The following is a 23,630-nucleotide window of genomic DNA, read 5'->3' on the forward strand; positions in this document are numbered from 1 at the left end:
TCAATCTACTTTAGAATTTATGGATACGAAAGCGCAAAATAAAGCCCTAAATTTTTCGATTATCGATGGTGCCCTATCCGCAGTTATGGGGTCATTGGCGGGTGGGATTTTCCTTATGGGTTTTGCCTTAAAGATATTAAAAGCAAAACCCGAGCAAATCGGATTTCTGGCCGCATTGCCCATGTTGGCAAATCTTATTCAAATTTTCGGATCGTATTTGATTGAAAAAACAGGCAAAAAAAAGATGCTTTGTTTTGTCTGCGTAGTTATGAGTCGTTTGCTATGGATTGCAATCATCATTCTTCCTATGGCAATTTTCTCATCCTTTTCCGATTGGCGTGTTTTAGTCTTGGTAATTGTCATTGCCGTATCAAGTCTTTTCGGCTCGCTATCTGGAGTAGCGTGGCTGGCTTGGATGAGCGATTTGGTCCCTGAAAATATCAGGGGAACATATTTTGGAAAACGCAATATGATTGCTTCGGCATGTGGGACTGTTGTTATTCTCGTAGCTGGAAAATTCTTATCTCTTTGGGAAACGTGGTTCGGCGATGACAATCCCTACAGCTATATTATCATATTTTCTTTAGGGTTAGCGGTAGGATTGCTCAGTACATGGTTCTTGGTTCGTATACCAGAAGTAGAAAGCACAACGCAGACCCCAAAAAGCTCAACAGATTTATCGCTATTCTTGAAACCGTTAAAAAATCATAATTTTCTCGCGCTTATTATTTATGTTTCATGTTGGATATTCGGAGTTCAGATGGCAGCGCCCTTTTATGGTGTATTCATGATTAACACTTTGAAAATTGATTTTTCAACCATTACGATTTTTGGAACATTTGCTATGTTAGCGACACTATTTATGATGAAGATATGGGGGCCAATTTCTGACAAATTAGGGAATAAACCAGTGATCATCGTTTCTGGCTTAATTTTAGCTGCAATACCATTATTATGGATAGTCGCACTTCCAAAGAATTATTATATGCCAATAATGATAGCGCATTTATTAACAGGCGCTTTTATGGCGGGAGTATCCCTTTCACAATTTAACATTCTAATTAAACTTTCTCCTCAAGAAGGCAGATCCGTGTATCTTGCCTTATTTGCGGCCATTACCGGTATAATCGGCGGGATCGCTCCAATTATCGGTGGATGGCTTTCCAAAATTTTTGAGAACCTTCATTTTACACTGTTTGCTTACGAAATTTCCAATCTGCATTTGATTTTTTTAATTTCTGCCGCTCTGCAAGCTATGACATTGTTTTTCATTCTAAAAGTTAGCGAGCCGGCAGCTTCGACGCCGATGGCTGTTATAATGCAGTTAAAGAACGATCTTAATCCACAAACAGGAATTGCCAGTACGACAGATTTTTTTATTATTGAGACGAAGAAAACCGAGAGCCTTCTTAAAAAGCTGGATCAATTTACAGAAAGAATTGCCGAGAAATCAGAAAATGAGATAGAGAAAGTTATTGAAAAAGGTGAGAAGATAGTAAAAAAACCTTTGAAAAAGTTAAAAGATTTCTTAAAAAACGATGATTAAGTAGGGGGTAACTATGTCTAAGTTTGGCGGGATATTTCAAGATTTAGTTGTTAAAAAACTAGGGCAGTTGTACCAGTTTACTACGGAATTCGGTCCTAAAGTCGCACTTGCAATAATTATTTTTCTAATTGGCTGGATATGTGCGGTGCTCCTTAAGAAAATAGTTTCAAAGCTTCTTAAGGCGTTAGGTCTTGATGTGGTATCCGAGAAGATCGGTCTAAAACATTTCCTCGAAAAAGGCGGAATTCAAAAAAAGCCTTCATCTCTTATCGGTTTGCTATTTTATTGGATTATTATTTTTAGCGCATTAGTTATGGCGTTTAATAACCTGGAGCTAAATACCGCTTCGCAGCTCATACAACGGGCCCTTTCTTATATACCTAAGTTTATCGTAGCGTTAATTCTTCTTGTTATGGGTATATTCTTGAGTCAGTTTGTAGGCAAACTTGTAGAAGTAACTTCGCATTTAGCAAGCATACATTTTTACCGCTTTCTAGGTAAAGCAGCGCGTTATCTTGCTATGGCGCTAGCTATAATGATATGCTTGGAATATCTGGGCGTAGCAAAGACTTTCATTGCCATTATCTTCGGAGTAGTGCCGTTAATTGTTTCTTTACTTTTTATTATTGGAGGAAGAGAGATTGTTTCAAGTATTTTAGCCGGCAGGCTTCTTATGAAGGAATATAAACAAGGTGATACAATAGAATTTGATTCAATATCAGGTCAGATAAAAATTATTGATTTTATAGTCACAAAAATAACCGCTAAAGAAGGAGAAATAATTATTCCTAATTCAGAATTAGCCAATAAAATAATAAAGAGAGTTGAAAGAACGTCTAAGTGAATCGATAAATGAACGGGGTGTTGCACTTATGACACTTTACAATTGAGGATGTTATGAAAAAGATTTTTCTGAAGACTTTCGGATGACCGTATGTATAAGTACCGCGAGATGATATTAGAGTTGTTGAAAAGATTGCAGGAGGGTGGAGGGTAAATAAAGAGAACTAAAGTTTTCTAACTCTTTGACAATGATTTAATATAAATATATAAGAGCATGGAAGTATAACTAGTAATTATAGCAATGATGATGCCTGAAAAGGCATGGTTGCCTATAAAGACAGGGAGGGGAAAATGCGTTTTGTATTTTTTATTATTATTGGTATACTTGTCTTTTTATTTTCTGGTATTTTTGGTCAAAAAGCTTATGCGTACTTAGATCCAGGGACGGGAAGCTCCATCTTTCAGCTAATTATAGCTGTCGTAATGGGAGGATTATTTGTAATTAAGCTATTCTGGACGAAGATTGCTCTTTTCTTTAAGAATTTATTCTCAAAAAGGAAAAAAAATGAATGAACTTAAGCCGAATGAAAATGTTTCAAGTTCCTTTCGTGATCCAAGTGGATTTCTTTTCTATCGGGACGGATTAATTTATCGACAGATAAATATTTCTTACAAAAGAAATTATGACCGCTTGATGAATTCCGGACTTTATAAGGCTCTGACAGATGTTGAGTTATTGATTCCTCATGAAGAAGTTAATGTTGTCAGCTCAGCGCCCGATAAGGCTTATAAAATAATTAAGCCTGAGCCAATACCATTTATATCATATCCATACGAGTGGTGTTTTTCTCAATTGAAAGACGCAGCTTTGGCCACACTTGAAATTCAAAAAAAATCGCTTAATTTTGGAATGTCCTTGAAAGATTGCAATGCCTACAATATACAATTCAGAAAAGGAAAACTAATACTTATCGATACGCTTTCTTTTGAAGAATACTGTGAGGGACAACCCTGGGTTGCATATAGACAATTTTGTCAACATTTTCTTGCGCCCTTGGCTTTAATGAACTATAGAGATATTCGACTAAATCAATTATTGCGAGTTTATATAGATGGTATTCCTTTGGATTTGACGAGTTCTCTTCTTCAATTTCGTACCCGTTTTGTATTTTCCTTGCTTACTCACGTTCATTTTCACGCTAAAGCCCAAAAGCATTTTGCTGATAAGACTGTGAATACAACAAGAGGTCAGGTAACACGTTTATCTTTTATGGGGCTTGTTGACAGTCTAGAGTCTGCTATTAGAAAATTGAAATGGAAAGCTCAGGGTACCGAATGGAGCGATTACTATGAAGATACTAATTATTCCCCAGAAGGGCTTCAGCACAAGAGGCAAATTATATCTGATTTTTTAGACAAGGTCAATCCAAAAATTGTCTGGGACCTTGGTACAAATGTTGGGATGTTTAGTCGTATTGCTGCGGATAAAAGGATGGAGGTGATCTCTTTTGATATTGATCCTCTTGCTGTTGAGAAAAATTATCTTCAATGTATTGAAAAGGGAGAAACCAGAATTCTTCCACTGTTATTCGACTTAACAAACCCAAGTCCCGGTATCGGCTGGGATAATAAAGAAAGAATGTCTTTGTTTGAGCGCGGCCCAGCAGATACGGTGTTTGCCTTAGCGCTGATTCATCATTTAGCAATTTCCAACAATTTACCGTTTAACAAGATTGTTGATTTCTTAAACAAAATTTGTAGTTCACTTATTATCGAATTTGTCCCTAAGGAGGATTCACAGACACAGCGACTTTTATCAACCAGGAAGGATATTTTTACCAATTATACTCAGCAATTTTTTGAATGTGAGTTTAAAGAAAAATTTATAATACGGGATTCTGTAACTATAAAAAATTCCAAAAGAATCTTATATCTAATGAAAAGGATCCAAGCATGAACATAAAGAAACAACCCCCGTTAGATTTTTTAAAAAAGAACATATTTACCACAGGAGTATTTATAAAAACAATAGTAGCGATAGCTCTTTTGTTTTTTTATGCGTTTGTTTCTTCTCGTTTTTTGCCTCAAGGAATAAATTATGTTTTTGTAACTAGGTTATATCAGTGGCTCTTGATGTTGATGGCAATGTTATATTTTGTCTTCTTTATATGTTTTTATTGCACTAGACACGGAAGCTTTAAGTATATAAATTCTGTGGAAGGTTTTTATATCGGAGACTTGTTTTTACTGTTGTTACCAATGATACCGATTGTGCGGTATATCATCTTAAATCAGGATAGTTTGTCTACCTTTGACTCCATAATGGTATTTATTATTTTCTTTGCTGTATCTTTTATTTTAACTTTTCTAGTCCCTATAGTGGTTGGTATAATTGGATCAAGAAAGATTTTGATGATAGTGGGGTTAAGTTTTTCTTATGTACTTTTTAATATGGCTTCACTGGCATCTGATTTTAGCTGGCATCTATCGGGAAGTTTAAAAATACAGTTTATCGTATTGGTTGTATTTTTTACTATTTCTTTAGTTATTTATTCATTGAATAGAAAATTCTTAAATATAGTGGTTGCTGTGCTCTTCGCTGTAAGTACACTAACTGCTCTAATTTCGTTTAGAAGAATTAGAAATGAAATTAAGGGGTTAATCTTTCCCGTTGATAGTCCAAAAATATATGCTTATACAAAAGGCAAGGAGATGAAAAGGAAGCCGGACTGTTTTCTTTTAACCTTTGATGCTTATGCTGCAAATGAAACTATGCTTAAATACGGTATTGATAATAATGCACAAGAAGACTATTTAATACAAAATGGTTTTCACATATACAAAGGAATCTACTCTTTGGCCCCTGGCTCAAAACCATCAATGGATTGTGTATTCAATATTCGTAGAACGTCACGCCAATCATGGCTAAGTGCCCTTATGGGCCCTAGATATAGTGATTTTTATGGTGCTGGGTTTTCCGGAAATGGTGCAGTTCAAAATATTCTAAAAGAAAATGGCTATGAAACCTTCGGTATTTTTTCCTCTTATTATTTTTTTCGAGAAGTTGGCTCTTTTTATGATCAGTCGTTTCCAACAAAGGCAGTCGCATTTTATAAACTGTTAGCTAAATCAATTTTCGAAGGAGAGTTTAGATTTGATGTGGAGCTTTCTAAAAAAAATTATTTTAAGTATTTAGCGAAGAAAAATGAGGTATTGGCATCAACAACTAGTAAGCCTAGATTTTTATACACACATAATGAATTTCCCAATCATTCTCAAAACTCTGGTCGTTGCTTGGGGAATGAGATAGAGCTTTATAAAGAACGTTTAGTTAAAGCCAATAAAGAAATGAGGGAAGATATAGAGACAATAAAAAAGTATAACCCGAATGCAATAATTATCGTTAATGGAGACCACGGGCCTTTTTTGACTAAAAACTGCTTTTTTACCAGTCGAAATAATCAGTATGATAAAAGTGAAATTGATCAGCTTGATATACAAGATCGATATGGCGTTCTTTTAGCAATAAAGTGGCCTAAAGATGCAAATATTGATCACGATAAGATCAAAGTATTGCAAGATATATTCCCTTCAGTTTTTGCCTATTTATATGACGATGCCTCTATCTTAAATTCAAGAGTTGAACGATTAACATTTTACGAACTCAGTATAAGCGGTGTTCGTGTTAGAAACGGTATTATTGTAGATGGAAAAGATGATGGAAAATTACTGTTTGATTCTATGAAGGAAAGGTAATTTAAAATTTGAGGATGTTAGTTTTCTCCGGAATGAGTGATGGCTTGCAACGGAATCGCCGGCTAGTTTGGAAAGGAATGCGGTGTTACCTTTAGGGCATCATTTTGGTTAATTTTCCTACAGAAACGAAGCAAGATTTAGAAGCCGTCAAGTGTTTAGCACAAGAACTTGGGGAATTAACGAATTCCTTTTTTATATACATTATATCTTAATAAAAAACTATACGATTTATCCACAATTAATAACAAGAGCGTTAGGTTGTTTTATAGTCTCAAGGAATAGGAAGATTACGGATTTTGAGCCATTTAAAAGCCTATATCAAGACTTTCGGATGGCCAATGGCCAGTTTATAGTAAGTCGATGATGTCTATCGCTGAGGCACTGGTGGAGTAGCCTCGGCGGTGTCATTCCCGCCCCCTGTCATTCCCGCGTAAGCGGGAATCTATGCAGGGGGTAAACTCCAGCGGGAATCCAGAAAAGGAATGATTAAAATGAAACAATGGTACGAAGCATTATATGAAAACTACGCTCACAAATATGATAAAGAATGTTTTGTTCAGGGAACTGTGGGCGAATGTGATTTTATAGAACAGGAGATAAGCCAAGATAAATCCTTAAAGGTCATCGATATCGGTTGTGGTACCGGCCGTCACGCGATAGAGCTAACGAAAAGGGGATATAACGTGATCGGTATTGACCTTTCCGAGGATCAGATCAAAAGGGCAAGGGAGAAGGCCAAAGAGGTCGGGGTGACGATCGACTTCCAAATACAAGACGCGCGCAATCTTCCTTTTGACGGCGAATTTGATCTGGCAATTATGTTGTGCGAAGGCGGATTTTCTCTTATGGAAACGGACGAGATGAATTTTGAAATCCTCAAGAACGCCACAAAAGCGCTAAAAAATAAAGGCAAGCTCATTTTCACCACATTAAACGGATTGTTCCCGCTGTTTCATTCTGTTAATGACTTCTATAAGTCGGCGCAGAAAGAAGGCCAGTCCCAGTGTAAGGATTGCTCCTTTGATCTGATGACTTTCCGTGATCATAACACTGCTGTTTTTGAGGACGATTCCGGCAATAAAAGGGAGCTTAAGTGTAACGAGCGTTATTACGTCCCCAGCGAGATAACATGGCTTCTCAAAAGCCTTGGATTTAAGAAAATCGATATCTTTGGCGCGAAACTCGGGGCATTCTCGAGAAACGACAAACTGACCACGGAAGATTTTGAAATACTCGTTGTCGCGGAAAAATGAAATAGGAGGTATTTAATATGATGCCGGTTGGTCCTTTAATGATTGAACACAGGCTTATAGAGCGGATGATACGGGTAATGCAAGCTAACTTGGAGACTGTCAATAAAGAGGGGAAGGTCGACCCATCCTTTGCTGATACAGCGGTTGATTTTATACGGACATACGCTGACAGGTGTCATCATGGCAAAGAGGAAGACATATTATTTCGGGACCTCGCAAAGAAAGAGATATCCGATGAACACCAGAGGATTATGCAAGAGCTTATAGAAGAACACAGGATGGGCAGGAATAATGTAAAGAAGCTGGTTGAAGCGAAAGAAAAATATGTCCAGGGCAACAAAGACGCCTTAAAAGACATAGTTTCAAATATGGAAATACTGGTCAAATTTTACCCTAAGCACATAGAAAAAGAAGATAAGCGCTTTTTTATCCCATGCATGGATTATTTTACCGATGCCGAGAAAGATGCGATGCTCAACGAAATGTATGAGTTTGATCGGAACATGATTCATGAAAAATATAACAAAGTAGTGGAGAAGCACGAGAAAAAATAGAGGGCACCCATATGCAAGTATTATCACTTAAAGAAATGGTCGAATATCAGGGCAGATCTATCGTAAGCAAAGAAATAATTAAAAAAGAATCAGGGATAGTTACGTTGTTTGCCTTTGATGAGGGGCAGGGCTTAAGTGAACATACGGCTCCATTTGACGCTTTGGTCAATGTGCTTGACGGGCAAGCGGAAGTCAAGATATCCGGGGAGCCGTTTATCGTAAAAGAGGGAGAGCTGATAATTATGCCTGCCAACAAACCGCACTCTATACAAGCAATAGAAAAATTTAAGATGCTATTGGTTTTAATTAAGAAATAAGGAGAGTAGAGAAATGAGAATAGGAGTTATTATTTCAAGTAACGATGCCGAAACATGCTGGAACGCAATCCGCTACGCGAATTTTGCTCTAGGCCAGAAGGATGAGGTAAAAGTGTTTTTCATGGGCAAGGGAGTTGAATATCAAAAGATCAGCACGGAGAAGTTTAATACTGTTGAACAGGCGGAGAAATTTATGCAATCCGGTGGTAAGATCTACGCTTGTGGTAGTTGCATAAAGTCTAGGGAACAGGAGAGCTCTGGCATGTGTCCGATCTCGACAATGAAAGATATGTACGATATAGTTAAAGAATCGGACAAAGTAGTAACCTTTTAAAGAGAGGTGAATATATGATAAGCATTTTGCTATATATCTTAATCGGCCTATTCGCGGGAGCTATAAGCGGCTTAATCGGCATAGGAGGAGGGATTGTCATTGTTCCCGCGCTTATTTATCTTTTTAGGTTTTCTCAGCACGCGGCGCAGGGGACAACTTTAGCGATGTTGATTCCGCCTATTGGCATACTGGCAGCTTTAACTTATTATAAACAGGGACATGTCAACCTTCCGGTGGCAGGATTTATATGTTTGGGATTTGTTATCGGCGGATTCTTAGGCGCAAAATTCGCGGTGGGTTTTTCGGAACCGGTGTTAAGAAAAATATTCGGCGCATGTCTTTTGGTTATTGCGAGTTATATGATTATCAAATAATTGAACTGGCGATGGGGTTCGCCGTTAACCGCCTCAACAGGCTGATAACTCCTATTGTAAGAAAGGAGGTATCAGTTTATGTTGAGGGTTTTATACATCGCAATCGGTGGCGCAGTTGGAGCGGTAATGCGCTATTGGCTTTCAGGGGTAACCCAGCGCATATTCAATGGCGGATTCCCCTGGGGCACGTTGAGTGTTAACTTGGTTGGATCTTTGATTATAGGTTTTTTGTGGGGGATGTTTGAATCAGTCGTTGTTTCTCAGAATGTGAAGATAATGATATTTATCGGTCTTCTCGGCTCTTTTACGACATTCTCCACGTTTTCACTGGAGAGTTTCCATCTTATTCGCGATGGCGAATACAATCTTTTCCTGATGAATACACTATCAAGCTTTCTTCTGGGAATAGTTTTGGTATTTGCCGGATATTTTATCAGCCAGTATTTATTTGCTTTGATAAGGAGGTAATAAAAATGAAGCTCCCGGAAGAAGGAACGTTATTGCGTATATTTTTTGGAGAATCTGATAAGCATAATCGAAAACCGCTTTATGAAGTGATTGTGACAAAAGCCCGGGAGTTGGGCCTTGCCGGTGCCACTGTTTTCAGGGGGATTATGGGCTTTGGCGCGGATAGCCGTATGCACAGCGCCAAGATATTGAGATTATCGGGCGATCTTCCTGTTGTGGTTGAAATTGTCGACACGGAGGAAAACATCGGCAAACTCTTGCCTTTTCTTGATGAGGCTGTGCAGGAAGGTTTAATCACCATGGAAAAAGTGAGAGTCATAAAATACCGGCACAAGTAGAGGGATAACGGATTAAAATGAAGAAATCTATTACAATTAAACCAATAGGGATGATCAATACGCCCTACAAAGAATCAAAGGGAATACCTATTCAGGGTAAGTTTAAAAGGGGAGTTTCCGGCACTGCCAGAATATTTCCTGAATATAAAGCGGGCTTAAAGGATATCGAAGGTTTTTCGCATGTTATCTTGATCTATCATTTTAACCGCTCGAAAGAGGAAAAGCTCACTGGCAAACCTTTTCTTGAGGATACAGAACACGGCATATTCGCGATACGCAGTCCGCACCGGCCGAACCATATCGGTTTTTCGATAGTTAAACTGGAAAGCGTCAAAGACTGCATCATTACTTTTTCGGAAGTCGATATTTTGGACGGCACACCTTTGTTGGATATCAAGCCTTATGTTTCACATTTTGACTCAAGAAAGAATGTGAAAAACGGCTGGCTCGAGAAACATTTTGAAAGCGGCGAGATCCCAAAGCGAGTAAAGTTGGAATAATTGAAGCATAGGGAGTAAAATTCACAAAAAAGTCACATAACTGTAACGCGGATTTCATTTATATTTTCTAAACTATTATCAATTGAGAGCGTTATGTGACTATAACCATTTAAGGAGAGATAAAAGTGGCTGGACAAAAAATTCTCGTAGTTGAGGATGATAAGCATATTTCCAAGCTTGTTAAATATAATTTAGAAAAGGCAGGTTTTGATTGCATTGTTACCGTAACCGGTGAGGATGCCTTGGAAGCCTTGGACCGGGAGTCAGTTGATTTGATAATACTAGATATCATGTTGCCTAAAATGGACGGCTTTGAAACATGTAGGCACATTAAGCAGGATAAAAAGTTGTCAGGCATTCCCATTATAATGCTTACGGCAAAAGGTGAAGAGGTAGATAAGGTGGTTGGTTTTGAGCTTGGGGCAGACGACTATGTTGTAAAACCTTTTAGCCCCAGAGAGCTTATCCTTCGCGTAAAAGCGATCTTAAAACGTGGGAAGCCCAAGGAAGAAGAAAAAGATATCTTAAGCGTTGATAAACTAACAATAGATATCCCGCGGCATAAAGTGACTGTTGATAAAAAAGAGATAAAGCTAACTCAGCTTGAATTTAAGCTGTTAGTCACCCTTATTAAAAGGCGGGGCCGGGTTCAATCAAGAGATGCGTTGCTTGAAGATGTTTGGGATATCGCTTCCGATGTTACCACACGTACCATAGACACGCATATAAAGCGCCTAAGAGAAAAATTGGGTAAGTCAGGAAAGTTAATTGAAACAGTAAGAGGTATCGGCTATAGATTCAACGAGGGAGATTAGATTTGAGAATAAACATCCAACATAAAATTGCCCTTATTTTTATAATAATCAGTGCGATTATTCTTTTAGGCGTATTCTTTTACCTAAGTAATAATCTGAAAGGCTATACCTATAACAGAATAAAAAGTAATGTATCTAAACAGATTGCATTATGTAAATCTTATTTATCCGATATCCCTTTGAAGGATATTGCTTCATACGATCTAGATGAAATAGCTGATAAAATAGGCCGTGATTTAGATCTGCGAGTTACCATTATTGGGCTTGATGGCACTGTATATGGCGATTCAGAGCTTGATGGCGACCATCTGCGAAGAGTAGAAAATCACCTCTATAGACCTGAGGTTCAACAGGCTCTTCAGTCAGGAATAGGTGAAAGCAGGCGATTCAGTACTACCATTAAAGAGGATTTTCTTTATATAGCTTCGGTATTTGATAAGAATGATACCAGGATGATTATTCGTTTATCTATCCCTCTATCTGAAATAGAGCAGTTGTTAAATCGCCTAGAACATACTCTAGGTTTTTCACTTTTAGCGGCTTTTATCCTGGCAGTATTAGTTAGCTACTTGGCTTCATATTTTATTTCCCGGCCGCTTAAAGAAATATCCTGGGCTTCACAAGACATCGCTCATGGCAATTACTCTAAGAAAATCTCCCTTTCATCAAATGACGAAATAGGAGACTTAGTCTCAGCCTTTAACTATATGTCAGAGCAAGTAAAAGCGCGCATTGAAGAAGTAAACGAAAGCAAATCCCGATTAGAAGCTGTTTTTTTAAGCATGTTTGAAGGAGTAATGGTAGTTGATGTTAGCGGTTCAATTTTGTTAATCAATAAGGCGTTAAAGACTCTTCTTAGGATTGAAGAAAATCCATTGGAGAGAAAACCCATAGAAGTAATACGTAATTTACAGATACAAGAGATTGTCGATAATACATTGCATTCTAATAATGGGCTTATCTCGCAAGAGATATCAACCCTTCTTCCAGAAGAGAAGGTTTTATTAGTACATGCAACTCCAATTAAGAAAGAAGGAAAGACGGAGGGTGCTGTATTAGTGTTCCATGACGTAACAAACTTAAGAAAGCTTGAAAAAGTACGTCAAGACTTTGTGGCTAATGTATCCCATGAGCTCAGGACTCCCATATCCAGCATCAAAGGGTATGCCGAGACCTTGTTGGAAGGAGCCTTAAAGGATAAAGAAAATGCTAAGGATTTTTTAAAGATTATTCTTTCTGATTCCAACCGCCTGGCAACCTTGATAGATGATCTTTTGAATCTCTCCAAGGTAGAATCAGGTAAGCTGGCCATGGAAACAAAACCTTATAAATTACTGCCTCTCGCAGAAAAGGTTGTAGCGAGTTTAAAAGGGCAAATAGATAATAAGTCAATCGTAATAAAGATGAATATCCCTAAAGATATACCGGATATCCTCGCCGATGAAACAAGGATAAAGCAGGTTTTACTCAACCTTATCGATAATGCTATAAAATACAATCATCCCAATGGAGAAATTTCAATAACAGCTTGCGAAATAAACAATTTCATCAAAGTCGACATTACCGATACCGGCATTGGTATTTCCGATAAAGATTTACCGCGGCTTTTTGAGCGTTTTTATCGTGTGGATAAAGCTCGTTCCCGGGAATTAGGCGGAACAGGGCTTGGTCTTTCCATAGTTAAACATATTATCTCTGCCCATCATGGCGAAGTTTCTGTTGAAAGTATATTAGGCCAGGGCTCCACGTTTAGTTTTACCATCCCTAAGGCATAAAGCCTTCTCTTTTCCCTCTTTTATATTTCACAAACAATTCACTTGTCCTTAATCTTTTCGTCACAGGCGTATTATATACTTTTGCTTGAAGAAAGGGAAAAAGGACAAATGAATGTCATTCTATGGTTATTAATTTTAATCTGTTTTGCTTCGATGGGGTATCTTTATTATCGCTTTTGCCAGAATACCGCCGCCGAGTTTTTGAATAGATTAAAAAATCAAAAGCAAAAGGAGGTGAGAAACTAAATGCAAGGGGTGGTAAAAACTATGTCAAGCCTGCAAAGTGATTTTGTTGCGAGTTCTCTGCGTTCGCAACTCGTTACTCTACAGAACATATTGAATGACATCGAAAGTTCGCAAAGCATCGAAGATGTTTATGTGGAAGGATCATTGAGGCGTGTAGAAAAAGAACTTTGCCGACTTAGGAAATTTTTTAGTAGCAATTAAAAAGGAGGGTTTAAAAATGAGGAAGATTTCTTTTGTTATGATTGTTGGAATGTTGCTGAGCTTATTCAGTTCACAACAGCTTTATGCAGGAGAGATTGATGTTTTGGTGGATAAGTTAGTGGAAAAAGGATTCCTTACTCCTGTTGAGGCACAAATAGTTTTAGACGAAACGAAACATGAGGTTGCCAAAGAAGTAGCGAAAGGGGAATCGTACGCGCTTCCTAAGTGGGTTCAAAATATTAAATTCAAAGGAGACTTAAGGACTCGCTATCAATGGGAAAAGCAAAAAGGCAGCGAAGAACGGCACAGAGGACGTATTCGCTTTAGATTGGGATCTGAGATGAAAGTCACTGAAGGCCTTAAGGTTGCCGCAGGGCTTGCGACAGGAGGGACGGATCCTCGCTCGACAAATGAGACCTTGGATAATACCTTTGAAACGCCTGATATAAGGTTAGATTATGCTTATGCTCAATATGTGCCTGTATCATGGCTCACCCTTATGGGTGGAAAAATCAAGGGTATGCCTTTCTGGACGCCATCTGATCTTTTATGGGATTCTGATATTAATCCTGATGGAGCTGCCATCAACTTATATCACGGATTATCTTCAAATATAGATGGCTTCTTCAACGCAGGATTGTTTATTTTGGATGAGGCAAGCAGTGATACTTCAGATCCTTTTATGTACGTATTACAACCGGGTGTCGATATCAAGCTTAATGATGATATTAATCTAAAGACAGCCGTTGCTTATTATGGTTTTGATAACATAAAGGGAAGCACGCTTGATCATTCAAGCGGTACAAATTCTTTGTCCGGAAGTGGCTTGCAGTACAATTATGATTCTCTTGGCGTAAGCACTGAATTAGGATTTAAGAATCCTTTAGGTATAGAAGCTTTGCCTTATTTTGCTTTGATTGGTGAATACGTAAACAACTTTGATCCTTCTAGTGATAATGATGGTTTTTTAGTTGGTTGTGCATTTGGAGATAAGAAAGTAGGCAAAAAAGGGCAATGGCAGGGTAAGTACCTTTATAGGCGTTTAGAAAGAGATGCTTTTCTTGATACTTTTCCAGACTCAGATTTCTATGGTGGCGAAACTAACGCAAAAGGTCACGAAGCAATATTCCAATATGGACTGCTTGATAACGTAATATTGGGACTTGACTACTATTATTCTGAGCCTATTAAGGGAGTTACAAGGAATGAAGAGCATCTTTTCCAAACAGACATAGTATTCAAATTCTAATGGACATGCAATCAAAATAAATTTGCAGAGAATTACCATGTTTGTCACACAATTGTCACAATTAAATATTAATATATTATTGAAAAGGAGGAAAACGTCATGAAGAAACATATTAGAAATTTAGTTTTGCTGGTGAGTGTATTAAGTTTCGCGGTTACTAATGTATTTGCTCAAGAAATGATTCAGGTTAAAGGGTCAGACACATTGATCAACCTGGTGCAAAGATTATCAGAAAGTTACATGGAGGAGAACCCGGGCAAATTTATTGCCGTTACCGGAGGCGGTTCGGGGACGGGAATCGCCGCATTAATTAATGGTAAGTGCGATATCGCGAACGCATCGCGTCTTATGAAAGATAAAGAGATCGCCCAGGCTCAAGATGGCGGTATTAATCCAAAAAGAATCGTTGTTGCGATAGACGGATTATGCGTTATCACTAACTTAAAAAACCGAACCAATAAGCTTACCGTGGATGAAGTGGGTAAGATTTTCCGTGGGGAGATTACTAACTGGAAAGAGATAGGTGGGGATGATGTATCAATTACTCTCTATGGCAGGCAATCAAATTCAGGAACGTACGAATTCTTAAAGGACGTGGTTTTAAAGGGTGACTATTCGTCAAGAATGAGAAGGATGAATGGGAATGCCCAAATAGTTGAGGCCGTAAAACAAGATATATCGGGAATAGGTTATGTCGGCGTAGGCTATGTAAAGGAAGAAAAAGGATTAATAGTTCTTGATATTGCAGCTAGCGCAGGTGGAGAATACAGCAGTCCTCTTAACCTTAATGATGTAAAAACAGGAAAATATCCGATTACAAGGCCCTTAAATCAATACATCAATGGTACACCTAAGGGTGATGCGCGTGATTTTATTCTTTTTGAGTTGAGCGAAGAAGGGCAGAAAATAGTTGAAGAAGAAGGATTTTTTTCTCTGCCTGATGAATATAGCGAATTCAATAATAAAGCACTGGGCATATAAGAACACTAGAGGGAAAGAATTTGACCAATTTAAAAGAAAGAATTATCCACGGTGTTTTTCTGATTAATGGGCTATTGGTTGTGATGGTGCTTTTAGGGATCTTTGGGTTGCTTGTTTTTACCTCAATCCCAGCATTTAAAGAGATACGCATAGGAGAATTTCTATTTAGTACCAACTGGAACCCTACTTCCTATGTAAAGCCAGCCTACGGGATTGTTCCTATGCTTGTCAGCACTTTTATGGTTACCTTGGGGGCGCTGTTTATCGCAATTCCTTTAGGTATAGGCACGGCAGCTTATTTATCGGACGTAGCCAACCAACGTGTCAGAGAAATCGCTAAACCTATTATTGAAATATTGGCAGGAATCCCTTCGGTTGTTATAGGATTTCTAGGCATTGTTTTAGTGGGTCCTTTTATTTCTAAGATATTTGGGCTACATAACGGATTAAATGCTCTTAACGGAGCAATCCTTTTAGCTGTTATGGCTCTTCCAACGATAATCAGCTTATCCGAAGACGCACTCAAAAGCGTTCCTAAAGCCTATCAGCATGCCTCATTGGCTTTAGGCGCGACACATTGGCAAACACTTGTAAAAGTGAAAATTCCTGCTGCTTTATCTGGAATAATCGCCGCGGTGATGCTTGGAATGGGAAGAGCCATAGGTGAGACGATGACCGTTCTGATGGCAACCGGATGCGCTCCGGCTATGCCGAGAAGCTTTTTGGATTCTGTTCGCACAATGACTTCGACTATCGCTATTGAATTAGGCGAGGTGCCTTACAATACGACGCACTACTACGCGCTTTTTGGTGTGGGATTGACTCTTTTTATTATTACTTTCTTAGTGAATATGGTTTCGGACATTATCCTACATAGACACGAGAGGCTTATGAAATGAACAAAAAACACTTTAAAGAACTTATGGGATTTATATTGCTCAAGATTTGCATAAGCATTATCGGTTTAATACTGATAATCATACTTTACGATATTATAAGTAAAGGCGCTGGAAAAATATCTTGGGAGTTCCTTACATCTATGCCCAGAAAAGGAATGACAGAAGGCGGTATATTACCTGCTATCGTAGGTACAGTTATGGTTACGGCAATTACCGCGATTCTATCAGTCCCCTTAGGTATGGGTTGTGCCATTTATCTCAATGAATACGCTAAAGATAATAAGATAACAAGATTGATCCGAATGTCGATACGAAACCTCTCTGGGGTTCCTTCGATTGTATACGGTTTATTTGGAGTAGTACTTTTTGTGCAATTGATGCATATCGGAACATGTATCTTAGCGGCAGGGTTGACATTAGGCTTAATGACCTTGCCATGGACAATTACCGCAAGCGAAGAAGCATTAAAGAATGTGCCAAATTCATATAGAGATGGAGCATTAGCTTTGGGGGCTTCAAAATGGCAGGCTATTAGGACGAATGTTTTGCCGTATGCGATTCCCGGTATGCTTACGGGGACTATTCTAGGATTAGCTCGAGCAGCCGGAGAGACAGCTCCAATATTATTTACCGGAGCAGCGTTTTATCTGCCTTTTCTACCAAAATCCTTGTTTACGCAGTTTATGGCGTTACCCTATCATCTTTATATAATGTCAACGCAACACCACGCAATAGCGAAGGTAAGACCAATTGCTTATGGAACAGCACTTGTATTGATAGTATTAGTTTTTACGATGAATTTGTCAGCAATAATCCTAAGGTATCAATTAAGGAAGCGCAGACTGGAGTAGGAAATAATGGATGTTAAGATAAAATCGGAGAATCTTAATTTTTATTACAATGAAGTACAAGCTTTAAAAGATATTTCTATGGATATCTTGCCGAACAAAGTTGTTGGCATTATAGGGCCTTCAGGGTGCGGGAAATCCACTTTTTTACGTAGCATAAACCGTATGAATGATGTTATCTTCGGTGCCAAATCTGAAGGTAAGCTCCTGATAGATGGGAAGAATATTTATGATCCTGACGTTGATGTTGTTCAAATTAGAAGAAGAGTGGGAATGGTTTTCCAAAAGTCCAACCCATTTCCTAAAACAATTTTTGATAATGTTGCGTATGGCCTAAGAGTAAACGGAATAAAAGATAAGGAGTATGTTATCCAAAAGGTGGAAAAGAGCTTAAAAGACGCGGCCCTTTGGAATGAAGTGAAAGACAGGTTTTCCAAAAGCGCTTTTGATTTATCCGGCGGACAACAGCAGAGATTGTGTATTGCCAGAGCGTTGGCAGTCGAACCCGAAGTATTGTTGATGGATGAACCAGCTTCCGCGTTGGATCCTACAGCTACGCTGAAGATAGAAGAGCTAATTCAAGAATTAAAAAAGAAATACACGATTATAATAGTTACTCACAATATGCAACAAGCAGCGCGCATATCTGATTATACAGCTTTCTTTATGATGGGAGAGTTGGTAGAATATGATATTACAAGCAAAATTTTTACTAAGCCATCCAAGAAAATTACCGAGGATTATATAACAGGAAGATTTGGATAAAAAAAAGGAGTTTTTATGAAGAGACATTTTGATGAAGATTTAAAAAAATTAAATACGGATATTCTAAAAATGGCTACACTTGCGGAAGAGGCAATCTTTAAATCGATAGAGGCCTTAAAGAACAGAGATAAAGAATTGGCGCAATCCGTAATCCAGGAAGACAAAAGCGTTGATGAACTGGAATTAACCGTAGAAGAAATTGCCATTGATCTTCTGGCCTTGAAACAGCCGCTGGCACGAGATTTAAGGTTTATCACTACAGGAATGAAAATCAATGCCGAACTGGAAAGAATAGCGGATCTTGCTGTCAATATCGCTCAGCGTGTTCTTGAACTCTCAGATAAACCGATATTGAAACCTCTTATTGATATTCCTAAACTGACCGATGTTGCAAGAAAAATGGTAAAAGATGTTATTGATGCTTTTGTCAATAGTGATGAAACCTTAGCAAGAAAAGTAATACTTTCCGATTCGGAGGCTGATAATTTGAGGAATTTAATTCAGGAAGAGCTCATCAATGATTATATGAGTAAGGATGCTTCAACCGCTACCCGGGCAGTTCCGCTTCTTCTAATAGCCCGCCATTTAGAAAGGATTTGTGACCACGCAACCAACATTGCTGAAGATGTTATATATATGGTTCAGGCCAAGGTCGTGAAACACCATCCGGAGAAGCTCAAAAATAATAAATAACAATCGTTCCGCCGATCCCAAATTTTAATTTTTATTGACAATCAGATGATTGAGTTGTACAATATAGCAAATTGGCTATATAGAGCTGACAAAAAAATGAATCATTTATTAATTAGAGATTTAGACAAAACAGTAAAAGCCTCGGCAGACGCTAACCGTATAAGAATTCTGTGTATGTTGCAGGACAAAAAGATGTGTGTCTGCGAGATCGCTTTCGTATTAAATATTGCCCAGCCCAGCGTGTCCAGGCATCTTAAGAAATTGAAAGCGGCGGGGTTTATCTCCAGTGAAAATGAGGGATTGTGGACGAATTATTATTTATGCCCTCAAAACTCTTACGCGAAGAATTTTATCAGGAATTTGAATTCATGGATTATTTCCGATGAAATTATTGCTCAGGATAAAAAGAAAGCCGATAAGGCGGATAGAGAAAAGCTCTGCTGTCCGCCTGCCCCGTTAAAGAAAGAATAATCTCTAACGGGGTAATTTTTTTTACCTTTTTACATAGCAAATCCGCTATTTAGGAGACGTTTTCATGAAAGAATCAAGGAAGTTCTTATTAATGGTTGCGGCATTCCTGGCATGTTTTTACCTGCCGGTTGAGCTTTTGCCTTTCAGAAATCCTATATTTGAGGCATTGGCGCTGGTTCGGTGGTACGCGAGAGAACATGTCTTGCTTTGCCTTGTACCCGCTTTTTTTATTGCCGGAGCTATTTCCGTTTTTGTCAGTCAGGCTTCAGTAATCAAATATTTCGGTGCTAAAGCTAATAAATTTCTTGCTTACAGTGTTGCTTCTGTTTCAGGGACAATACTCGCGGTTTGTTCATGCACTGTTTTGCCGTTATTCTCCGGTATTTATAAGAGGGGGGCTGGTTTGGGGCCCGCTACTGCTTTTCTCTATTCAGGGCCCGCAATAAATGTATTGGCTATCATCATGACCGCCCGGATACTGGGCTGGGAACTTGGCCTTGCCAGAGCCGTAGGAGCGATCCTTTTTAGCGTTGCCATAGGGCTTCTCATGCATTTTATTTTTATTAATGAAGAAAGGGTGCGCCACGCGACAGGCGATTTTGTTGCCGGTGATATAAAAGAGGGAAGGCCCCTCTTTCAAAATGCGCTATACTTTGCCTCCATGGTCGGATTCTTGGTATTCGCCAACTGGTCAAAGCCGGAAGGGGCCGCAGGGCTTTGGGCCGTTATTTACTCTGTAAAATGGTATATTTCAGCGGGTTTTCTCGTGCTTATAGGTATAATGCTTGTCCGCTGGTTTAAAAAGGAAGAAATTACGAATTGGGTTTCCGCCTCATGGACATTTGCCAAGCAGATAATGCCGCTTCTGCTTGTAGGCGTAGTTGTAGCTGGATTACTTTTAGGACGGCCGGGACATGAAGGGTTTATCCCGTCATGGATAATCGCAAAAGCTGTGGGCGGTAATTCCCTACTATCTAATTTCCTTGCTTCAATTGTTGGTGCTTTTATGTATTTCGCCACACTTACTGAAGTTCCGATATTACAGGGCCTTATCGGTTCAGGTATGGGCAAAGGGCCTGCCTTAGCACTTCTTTTAGCCGGACCCGCGCTCAGTTTACCGAACATGCTTGTTATACGAGGTGTTATAGGCACAAAGAAAACCATCGTTTACGTCAGTCTTGTTGTGGTCATGGCAACGATAAGCGGAATATTATTCGGAGTTATTGTCAGTTAAAGGAGGAATTGCTATGAAGATTGAAATATTAGGAGTAGGGTGCCCTAAATGCAAACAGCTTACGGCGAACGCTGAGGCGGCTGTGAAAGAATTAAATATTCAAGCCGAGATTGGCAAGGTCACGGACATTGATAAGATTACCGAGTACGGTGTCATGATGACGCCCGGGCTTGCCATTGACGGCAAGGTGGTTTCATCCGGGAAAGTTCTCAATAAGAATGAAATCAAATCAATCCTTTCAGGAGGCGGATGTGAGAAAAATAATTCAGGTTCTTGCGGTTGTTACGGCAATTAGCGCTGGATCTTTCGCTTTTGGTCAATCAAGTCCGCAGGCGAAAGTCATCGCTTATTATTTCCACGGTTCATTTCGGTGTTTTACCTGTACCAACATGGAGAAATTCACAAGAGATGCCATTGAGACGAATTTCAAGGACGCTCTTGCTTCAGGCAATCTTGAGTTTAAGGCGGTTAATGTCGAGGAGCGTGGCAACGAGCATTTTGTGGATGATTATAAGCTGTATACCAAGTCGCTCATTCTTTCGCTGGTCAAAGACGGCAAGGAAGTTAAATCAAAAAATCTTGATAAGATTTGGGAGCTTGCCCGCAATAAACAAAAGTTTATGGATTACGTGACCGGCGAGCTAAGCGAATTTATGAAGGACACACAATAATGGAGTTGTTAATCGCTTTCGGTTCTGCTTTATGGCTGGGGATATTGACTTCTATCAGCCCATGTCCTTTGGCTACAAATATCGCGGCGGTGTCATTTCTTTCAAAAAAGATTGCTCACCCATTTATGGTTTTCGTTTCAGGGCTTGGTTATACGCTGGGCAGGATGGTTGCTTATGCGGCGCTTGGATGGGTAATTATCAGTTCTCTTTTGAGCATTCCGCAGGCCGCGCAGTTTTTGCAAAAATATATGGTCAAAGCCTTGGGGCCTATTTTGATAATTACGGGTCTCATTTTATTGGAAGTTATTAAGCTTAAATTATCTGGATTTACGTTATCACAAAAACATCATAACAAACTCGTTGAATCCGGAGCGCCAGGGGCTTTTCTTTTAGGATTGATTTTCGCGTTAGCTTTTTGTCCGGTTTCAGCGGGGCTGTTTTTCGGCAGTCTCATTCCTTTGGCGCTCAATAGTGAAGTCGGGACATTATTGCCATTTGTCTATGGAGTAGGGACAGGTCTGCCGGTGCTTATATTTGCATTAGCTATTGCTTTAGGGGTTACCTCTCTGAGCCATTGGTTTCACCGGATCACGAAAATTGAATTTTACACTCGAAGAATTACAGGGATTATCTTTATTTTTGTTGGATTGTATTATTCCGGAATTCATATCCTGAAGTTATTTTAGGAGAGAAGAATCGATGGAGCATGTTATTCACGAGGAACGCCGGTTAGGCTTATTTGAAAAATATCTTACCGGCTGGGTTTTGCTTTGCATCGCGCTGGGAATACTACTTGGCAAAGTGTTTCCACAGGTCGCTGTCGCTCTCGATAGGATTTCGATTTATCAAGTATCCATCCCCATCGCAATTTGTCTGTTCTTTATGATGTATCCCATCATGGTCAAAATTGATTTTGCCGAAGTTATAAAGGCAGGCAAGACCCCTAAGCCGGTAATTCTTACCCTCATTGTCAATTGGTGCATAAAGCCGTTTACGATGCTTATTATCGCATGGTTATTTCTGGGGTTATTGTTTAAAGGATGGCTTCCGGGAATGGAGGTTGTAAAGGGAGGAGCCCAGGTAGAATTGTTCAGGTCTTATATTGCAGGATGTATTCTGCTTGGCATAGCGCCTTGTACCGCCATGGTATTAATCTGGGGACATCTTGCCAAAGGTAATGACGGCCATACACTTGTCATGGTAGCTATAAATTCCCTCACAATGCTGTTTCTTTATGCCCCATTAGGCGGCTGGCTCTTAGGCGTAAACAAGATGCCTATACCATGGCAGACAATTGTTTTATCGGTGATTATTTATGTCGGGTTACCGCTGTTCTTAGGATACCACTCAAGAAAATGGATTATCGCCAAAAAGGGATTTAAATGGTTTGAAGAGAAATTTTTGCATTATCTGACGCCGATTTCAATAGGAGCGTTGCTTTTAACGCTAGTGTTGCTTTTCTCATTTAAGGGGGAGTTAATCATTAATCAACCCCAGGTTATCTTTCTTATCGCTATCCCACTTTTTATCCAAACATGTTTTATTTTCGCCATAACATACGGGATGGCAAAATGGTTAAAGCTATCCTATAGGGATGCGGCCCCGTCAGCCTTGATAGGAGCGAGCAATCACTTTGAGGTAGCAATCGCTACTTCAACGATTCTTTTTGGATTTTCTTCGGGGGCGTCTTTAGCCACAGTTGTAGGTGTCTTAATTGAGGTGCCGGTTATGCTGATGCTGGTCAAAATTTGTTTAAGTACGAAAAGCTGGTTTGTTTAGGGAAGGGGATACTATGGATAAAAAGAAAGTTTTATTTATTTGTGTGCATAATTCAGCGCGGAGCCAAATGGCGGAGGCGTTTCTCAAAAAATACGGCGGAGATCGCTTTGAGGTCGAGAGCGCGGGGCTTGAGCCGGGCAAATTGAATCCTATAGTTGTTGAGGCCATGAAGGAAGCCGAAATTGATATATCGCAAAATAAGACCAAAAGCGTCTTTGATTTCTATAAACAAGGAAAACAATACGATTATGTAGTAACAGTCTGCGATGAGTCGCAGTCGGGCGCGTGCCCGGTATTCCCAGGCAAGGGTAAGCGACTTCACTGGGGGTTTGATGATCCTTCGGGATTTGATGGGTCGCGTGAAGAAAAATTGAGACAGACACGCGTAGTAAGAGATGCGATAAGAGATCGGGTCAAGACATGGCTTAGGGAGTTTTAACGGTATAGTTCCCGCTAAAATCTCTGTTCTACAAAACCGAACACTTGTTCTATATCATAGAACACCCTGTCGCAAAACTTGCATACTTTTTGCGACAACACACTACCGTCATCCCCGCCCCCGCTTTCGCGGGGATAAACTCCAGCGGGGACCCATTTGTCACAAATAATATGCACTTTTTGTGACAAAGTAACTCCTCATGCACTCGTACAAATTATCTATATTTATCTATAACTAGTGATATTTTGTACAATTTCTGCAAAAAAGCCTTTCCAACCCACACCAAAGAAAACCCTTGACATTAATGTTCAGTTAGCGTATATTGTTCAGTAGTTACTGAA

Annotated in this window: 28 protein-coding genes; all 28 read left to right on the forward strand. The window is 39.2% G+C overall.

The annotated features are described in order from the left end of the window. The first annotated feature begins 19 nt into the window (after positions 1-19). The 28 genes from KJ593_03175 to KJ593_03310 all read left to right on the forward strand — a co-directional run bounded on the left by KJ593_03175 (position 20) and on the right by KJ593_03310 (position 23,289). Positions 20-1,546 (forward strand): MFS transporter, encoded by a 1,527-nt coding sequence (locus tag KJ593_03175; GenBank protein MBU2540883.1) that lies wholly within the window; start codon positions 20-22, stop codon positions 1,544-1,546. Between the two features lie 13 nt (positions 1,547-1,559). Next, positions 1,560-2,390 carry a mechanosensitive ion channel gene (locus tag KJ593_03180; protein MBU2540884.1) on the forward strand — a complete coding sequence of 277 codons (831 nt, stop codon included), beginning with the start codon at positions 1,560-1,562 and terminating at the stop codon, positions 2,388-2,390. Positions 2,391-2,680: 290 nt separating this feature from the next. Then, positions 2,681-2,902, forward strand: coding sequence for a hypothetical protein (locus KJ593_03185; GenBank protein MBU2540885.1), 222 nt, complete (start codon positions 2,681-2,683; stop codon positions 2,900-2,902). Then, complete coding sequence (locus KJ593_03190; protein ID MBU2540886.1) at positions 2,895-4,286, forward strand: SAM-dependent methyltransferase; 1,392 nt, start codon at positions 2,895-2,897, stop codon at positions 4,284-4,286. Before KJ593_03185 ends, KJ593_03190 begins: the two co-directional genes overlap by 8 nt. Beyond that, the gene (locus KJ593_03195; GenBank protein MBU2540887.1) at positions 4,283-6,085 is read left to right on the forward strand and encodes a hypothetical protein; all 1,803 of its coding nucleotides are present in this window, start codon (positions 4,283-4,285) and stop codon (positions 6,083-6,085) included. Before KJ593_03190 ends, KJ593_03195 begins: the two co-directional genes overlap by 4 nt. 491 nt (positions 6,086-6,576) lie before the next feature. Next, positions 6,577-7,338: a class I SAM-dependent methyltransferase gene (locus KJ593_03200; protein MBU2540888.1), complete on the forward strand. Its 762-nt coding sequence runs from the start codon at positions 6,577-6,579 to the stop codon at positions 7,336-7,338. Positions 7,339-7,355: 17 nt separating this feature from the next. Next, positions 7,356-7,892, forward strand: coding sequence for a hemerythrin domain-containing protein (locus tag KJ593_03205; GenBank protein ID MBU2540889.1), 537 nt, complete (start codon positions 7,356-7,358; stop codon positions 7,890-7,892). Between the two features lie 11 nt (positions 7,893-7,903). Then, the gene (locus KJ593_03210; protein ID MBU2540890.1) at positions 7,904-8,209 is read left to right on the forward strand and encodes a cupin domain-containing protein; all 306 of its coding nucleotides are present in this window, start codon (positions 7,904-7,906) and stop codon (positions 8,207-8,209) included. A 13-nt stretch (positions 8,210-8,222) separates the two neighbouring features. Beyond that, entirely contained in the window at positions 8,223-8,543 is a 321-nt protein-coding gene (locus KJ593_03215; GenBank protein ID MBU2540891.1) for a DsrE family protein, read from the forward strand. A 14-nt stretch (positions 8,544-8,557) separates the two neighbouring features. Further along, entirely contained in the window at positions 8,558-8,917 is a 360-nt protein-coding gene (locus KJ593_03220; GenBank protein MBU2540892.1) for a TSUP family transporter, read from the forward strand. Positions 8,918-8,995: 78 nt separating this feature from the next. Then, on the forward strand, positions 8,996-9,385 hold the full coding sequence (crcB, locus tag KJ593_03225) for a fluoride efflux transporter CrcB (GenBank protein ID MBU2540893.1): 390 nt from the start codon (positions 8,996-8,998) through the stop codon (positions 9,383-9,385). A 5-nt stretch (positions 9,386-9,390) separates the two neighbouring features. Next, the gene (locus KJ593_03230) at positions 9,391-9,723 is read left to right on the forward strand and encodes a DUF190 domain-containing protein (protein ID MBU2540894.1); all 333 of its coding nucleotides are present in this window, start codon (positions 9,391-9,393) and stop codon (positions 9,721-9,723) included. A 17-nt stretch (positions 9,724-9,740) separates the two neighbouring features. Next, positions 9,741-10,223, forward strand: a complete 483-nt coding sequence (gene tsaA / locus KJ593_03235; protein ID MBU2540895.1) for a tRNA (N6-threonylcarbamoyladenosine(37)-N6)-methyltransferase TrmO — start codon at positions 9,741-9,743, stop codon at positions 10,221-10,223. 125 nt (positions 10,224-10,348) lie between these two features. Further along, on the forward strand, positions 10,349-11,038 hold the full coding sequence (locus KJ593_03240; GenBank protein ID MBU2540896.1) for a response regulator transcription factor: 690 nt from the start codon (positions 10,349-10,351) through the stop codon (positions 11,036-11,038). A gap of 2 nt (positions 11,039-11,040) precedes the next feature. Continuing rightward, positions 11,041-12,813 carry a cell wall metabolism sensor histidine kinase WalK gene (locus KJ593_03245; protein MBU2540897.1) on the forward strand — a complete coding sequence of 591 codons (1,773 nt, stop codon included), beginning with the start codon at positions 11,041-11,043 and terminating at the stop codon, positions 12,811-12,813. Positions 12,814-13,276: 463 nt separating this feature from the next. After that, a complete protein-coding gene (locus KJ593_03250; protein ID MBU2540898.1) occupies positions 13,277-14,509 on the forward strand; it encodes a putative porin in 1,233 nt (410 codons plus the stop codon). 99 nt (positions 14,510-14,608) lie between these two features. Further along, positions 14,609-15,490 (forward strand): phosphate ABC transporter substrate-binding protein, encoded by an 882-nt coding sequence (locus tag KJ593_03255; GenBank protein MBU2540899.1) that lies wholly within the window; start codon positions 14,609-14,611, stop codon positions 15,488-15,490. Between the two features lie 20 nt (positions 15,491-15,510). Beyond that, the gene (pstC, locus tag KJ593_03260; protein MBU2540900.1) at positions 15,511-16,389 is read left to right on the forward strand and encodes a phosphate ABC transporter permease subunit PstC; all 879 of its coding nucleotides are present in this window, start codon (positions 15,511-15,513) and stop codon (positions 16,387-16,389) included. Then, entirely contained in the window at positions 16,386-17,240 is an 855-nt protein-coding gene (gene pstA, locus KJ593_03265; protein ID MBU2540901.1) for a phosphate ABC transporter permease PstA, read from the forward strand. Before pstC ends, pstA begins: the two co-directional genes overlap by 4 nt. 6 nt (positions 17,241-17,246) lie before the next feature. Continuing rightward, positions 17,247-18,002, forward strand: coding sequence for a phosphate ABC transporter ATP-binding protein (locus tag KJ593_03270; protein MBU2540902.1), 756 nt, complete (start codon positions 17,247-17,249; stop codon positions 18,000-18,002). Positions 18,003-18,017: 15 nt separating this feature from the next. Next, on the forward strand, positions 18,018-18,695 hold the full coding sequence (gene phoU / locus KJ593_03275) for a phosphate signaling complex protein PhoU (GenBank protein MBU2540903.1): 678 nt from the start codon (positions 18,018-18,020) through the stop codon (positions 18,693-18,695). 96 nt (positions 18,696-18,791) lie between these two features. After that, a complete protein-coding gene (locus KJ593_03280) occupies positions 18,792-19,166 on the forward strand; it encodes a metalloregulator ArsR/SmtB family transcription factor (protein ID MBU2540904.1) in 375 nt (124 codons plus the stop codon). A 64-nt stretch (positions 19,167-19,230) separates the two neighbouring features. Beyond that, complete coding sequence (locus KJ593_03285) at positions 19,231-20,400, forward strand: permease (protein ID MBU2540905.1); 1,170 nt, start codon at positions 19,231-19,233, stop codon at positions 20,398-20,400. Between the two features lie 13 nt (positions 20,401-20,413). After that, positions 20,414-20,695 carry a TM0996/MTH895 family glutaredoxin-like protein gene (locus KJ593_03290; protein ID MBU2540906.1) on the forward strand — a complete coding sequence of 94 codons (282 nt, stop codon included), beginning with the start codon at positions 20,414-20,416 and terminating at the stop codon, positions 20,693-20,695. Further along, positions 20,652-21,071 (forward strand): hypothetical protein, encoded by a 420-nt coding sequence (locus KJ593_03295; GenBank protein MBU2540907.1) that lies wholly within the window; start codon positions 20,652-20,654, stop codon positions 21,069-21,071. Before KJ593_03290 ends, KJ593_03295 begins: the two co-directional genes overlap by 44 nt. Then, positions 21,071-21,757 (forward strand): sulfite exporter TauE/SafE family protein, encoded by a 687-nt coding sequence (locus KJ593_03300; protein ID MBU2540908.1) that lies wholly within the window; start codon positions 21,071-21,073, stop codon positions 21,755-21,757. Before KJ593_03295 ends, KJ593_03300 begins: the two co-directional genes overlap by 1 nt. A gap of 13 nt (positions 21,758-21,770) precedes the next feature. Continuing rightward, a complete protein-coding gene (gene arsB, locus KJ593_03305; GenBank protein ID MBU2540909.1) occupies positions 21,771-22,850 on the forward strand; it encodes an ACR3 family arsenite efflux transporter in 1,080 nt (359 codons plus the stop codon). Between the two features lie 13 nt (positions 22,851-22,863). Continuing rightward, on the forward strand, positions 22,864-23,289 hold the full coding sequence (locus tag KJ593_03310; protein MBU2540910.1) for an arsenate reductase ArsC: 426 nt from the start codon (positions 22,864-22,866) through the stop codon (positions 23,287-23,289). Positions 23,290-23,630 lie beyond the last annotated feature (341 nt).

The sequence above is a fragment of the Candidatus Omnitrophota bacterium genome (assembly GCA_018830005.1).
GTDB lineage: Bacteria > Omnitrophota > Gorgyraeia > JAHJTE01 > JAHJTE01 > JAHJTE01.

Coding starts and splice junctions, on each gene's coding strand:
- KJ593_03175 (MBU2540883.1), top strand. CDS start 20: ATGGATACGAAAGCGCAAAATAAAGCCCTAAATTTTTCGATTATCGAT.
- KJ593_03180 (MBU2540884.1), top strand. CDS start 1,560: ATGTCTAAGTTTGGCGGGATATTTCAAGATTTAGTTGTTAAAAAACTA.
- KJ593_03185 (MBU2540885.1), top strand. CDS start 2,681: ATGCGTTTTGTATTTTTTATTATTATTGGTATACTTGTCTTTTTATTT.
- KJ593_03190 (MBU2540886.1), top strand. CDS start 2,895: ATGAATGAACTTAAGCCGAATGAAAATGTTTCAAGTTCCTTTCGTGAT.
- KJ593_03195 (MBU2540887.1), top strand. CDS start 4,283: ATGAACATAAAGAAACAACCCCCGTTAGATTTTTTAAAAAAGAACATA.
- KJ593_03200 (MBU2540888.1), top strand. CDS start 6,577: ATGAAACAATGGTACGAAGCATTATATGAAAACTACGCTCACAAATAT.
- KJ593_03205 (MBU2540889.1), top strand. CDS start 7,356: ATGATGCCGGTTGGTCCTTTAATGATTGAACACAGGCTTATAGAGCGG.
- KJ593_03210 (MBU2540890.1), top strand. CDS start 7,904: ATGCAAGTATTATCACTTAAAGAAATGGTCGAATATCAGGGCAGATCT.
- KJ593_03215 (MBU2540891.1), top strand. CDS start 8,223: ATGAGAATAGGAGTTATTATTTCAAGTAACGATGCCGAAACATGCTGG.
- KJ593_03220 (MBU2540892.1), top strand. CDS start 8,558: ATGATAAGCATTTTGCTATATATCTTAATCGGCCTATTCGCGGGAGCT.
- crcB (MBU2540893.1), top strand. CDS start 8,996: ATGTTGAGGGTTTTATACATCGCAATCGGTGGCGCAGTTGGAGCGGTA.
- KJ593_03230 (MBU2540894.1), top strand. CDS start 9,391: ATGAAGCTCCCGGAAGAAGGAACGTTATTGCGTATATTTTTTGGAGAA.
- tsaA (MBU2540895.1), top strand. CDS start 9,741: ATGAAGAAATCTATTACAATTAAACCAATAGGGATGATCAATACGCCC.
- KJ593_03250 (MBU2540898.1), top strand. CDS start 13,277: ATGAGGAAGATTTCTTTTGTTATGATTGTTGGAATGTTGCTGAGCTTA.
- KJ593_03255 (MBU2540899.1), top strand. CDS start 14,609: ATGAAGAAACATATTAGAAATTTAGTTTTGCTGGTGAGTGTATTAAGT.
- pstA (MBU2540901.1), top strand. CDS start 16,386: ATGAACAAAAAACACTTTAAAGAACTTATGGGATTTATATTGCTCAAG.
- KJ593_03270 (MBU2540902.1), top strand. CDS start 17,247: ATGGATGTTAAGATAAAATCGGAGAATCTTAATTTTTATTACAATGAA.
- phoU (MBU2540903.1), top strand. CDS start 18,018: ATGAAGAGACATTTTGATGAAGATTTAAAAAAATTAAATACGGATATT.
- KJ593_03280 (MBU2540904.1), top strand. CDS start 18,792: ATGAATCATTTATTAATTAGAGATTTAGACAAAACAGTAAAAGCCTCG.
- KJ593_03285 (MBU2540905.1), top strand. CDS start 19,231: ATGAAAGAATCAAGGAAGTTCTTATTAATGGTTGCGGCATTCCTGGCA.
- KJ593_03290 (MBU2540906.1), top strand. CDS start 20,414: ATGAAGATTGAAATATTAGGAGTAGGGTGCCCTAAATGCAAACAGCTT.
- KJ593_03300 (MBU2540908.1), top strand. CDS start 21,071: ATGGAGTTGTTAATCGCTTTCGGTTCTGCTTTATGGCTGGGGATATTG.
- arsB (MBU2540909.1), top strand. CDS start 21,771: ATGGAGCATGTTATTCACGAGGAACGCCGGTTAGGCTTATTTGAAAAA.
- KJ593_03310 (MBU2540910.1), top strand. CDS start 22,864: ATGGATAAAAAGAAAGTTTTATTTATTTGTGTGCATAATTCAGCGCGG.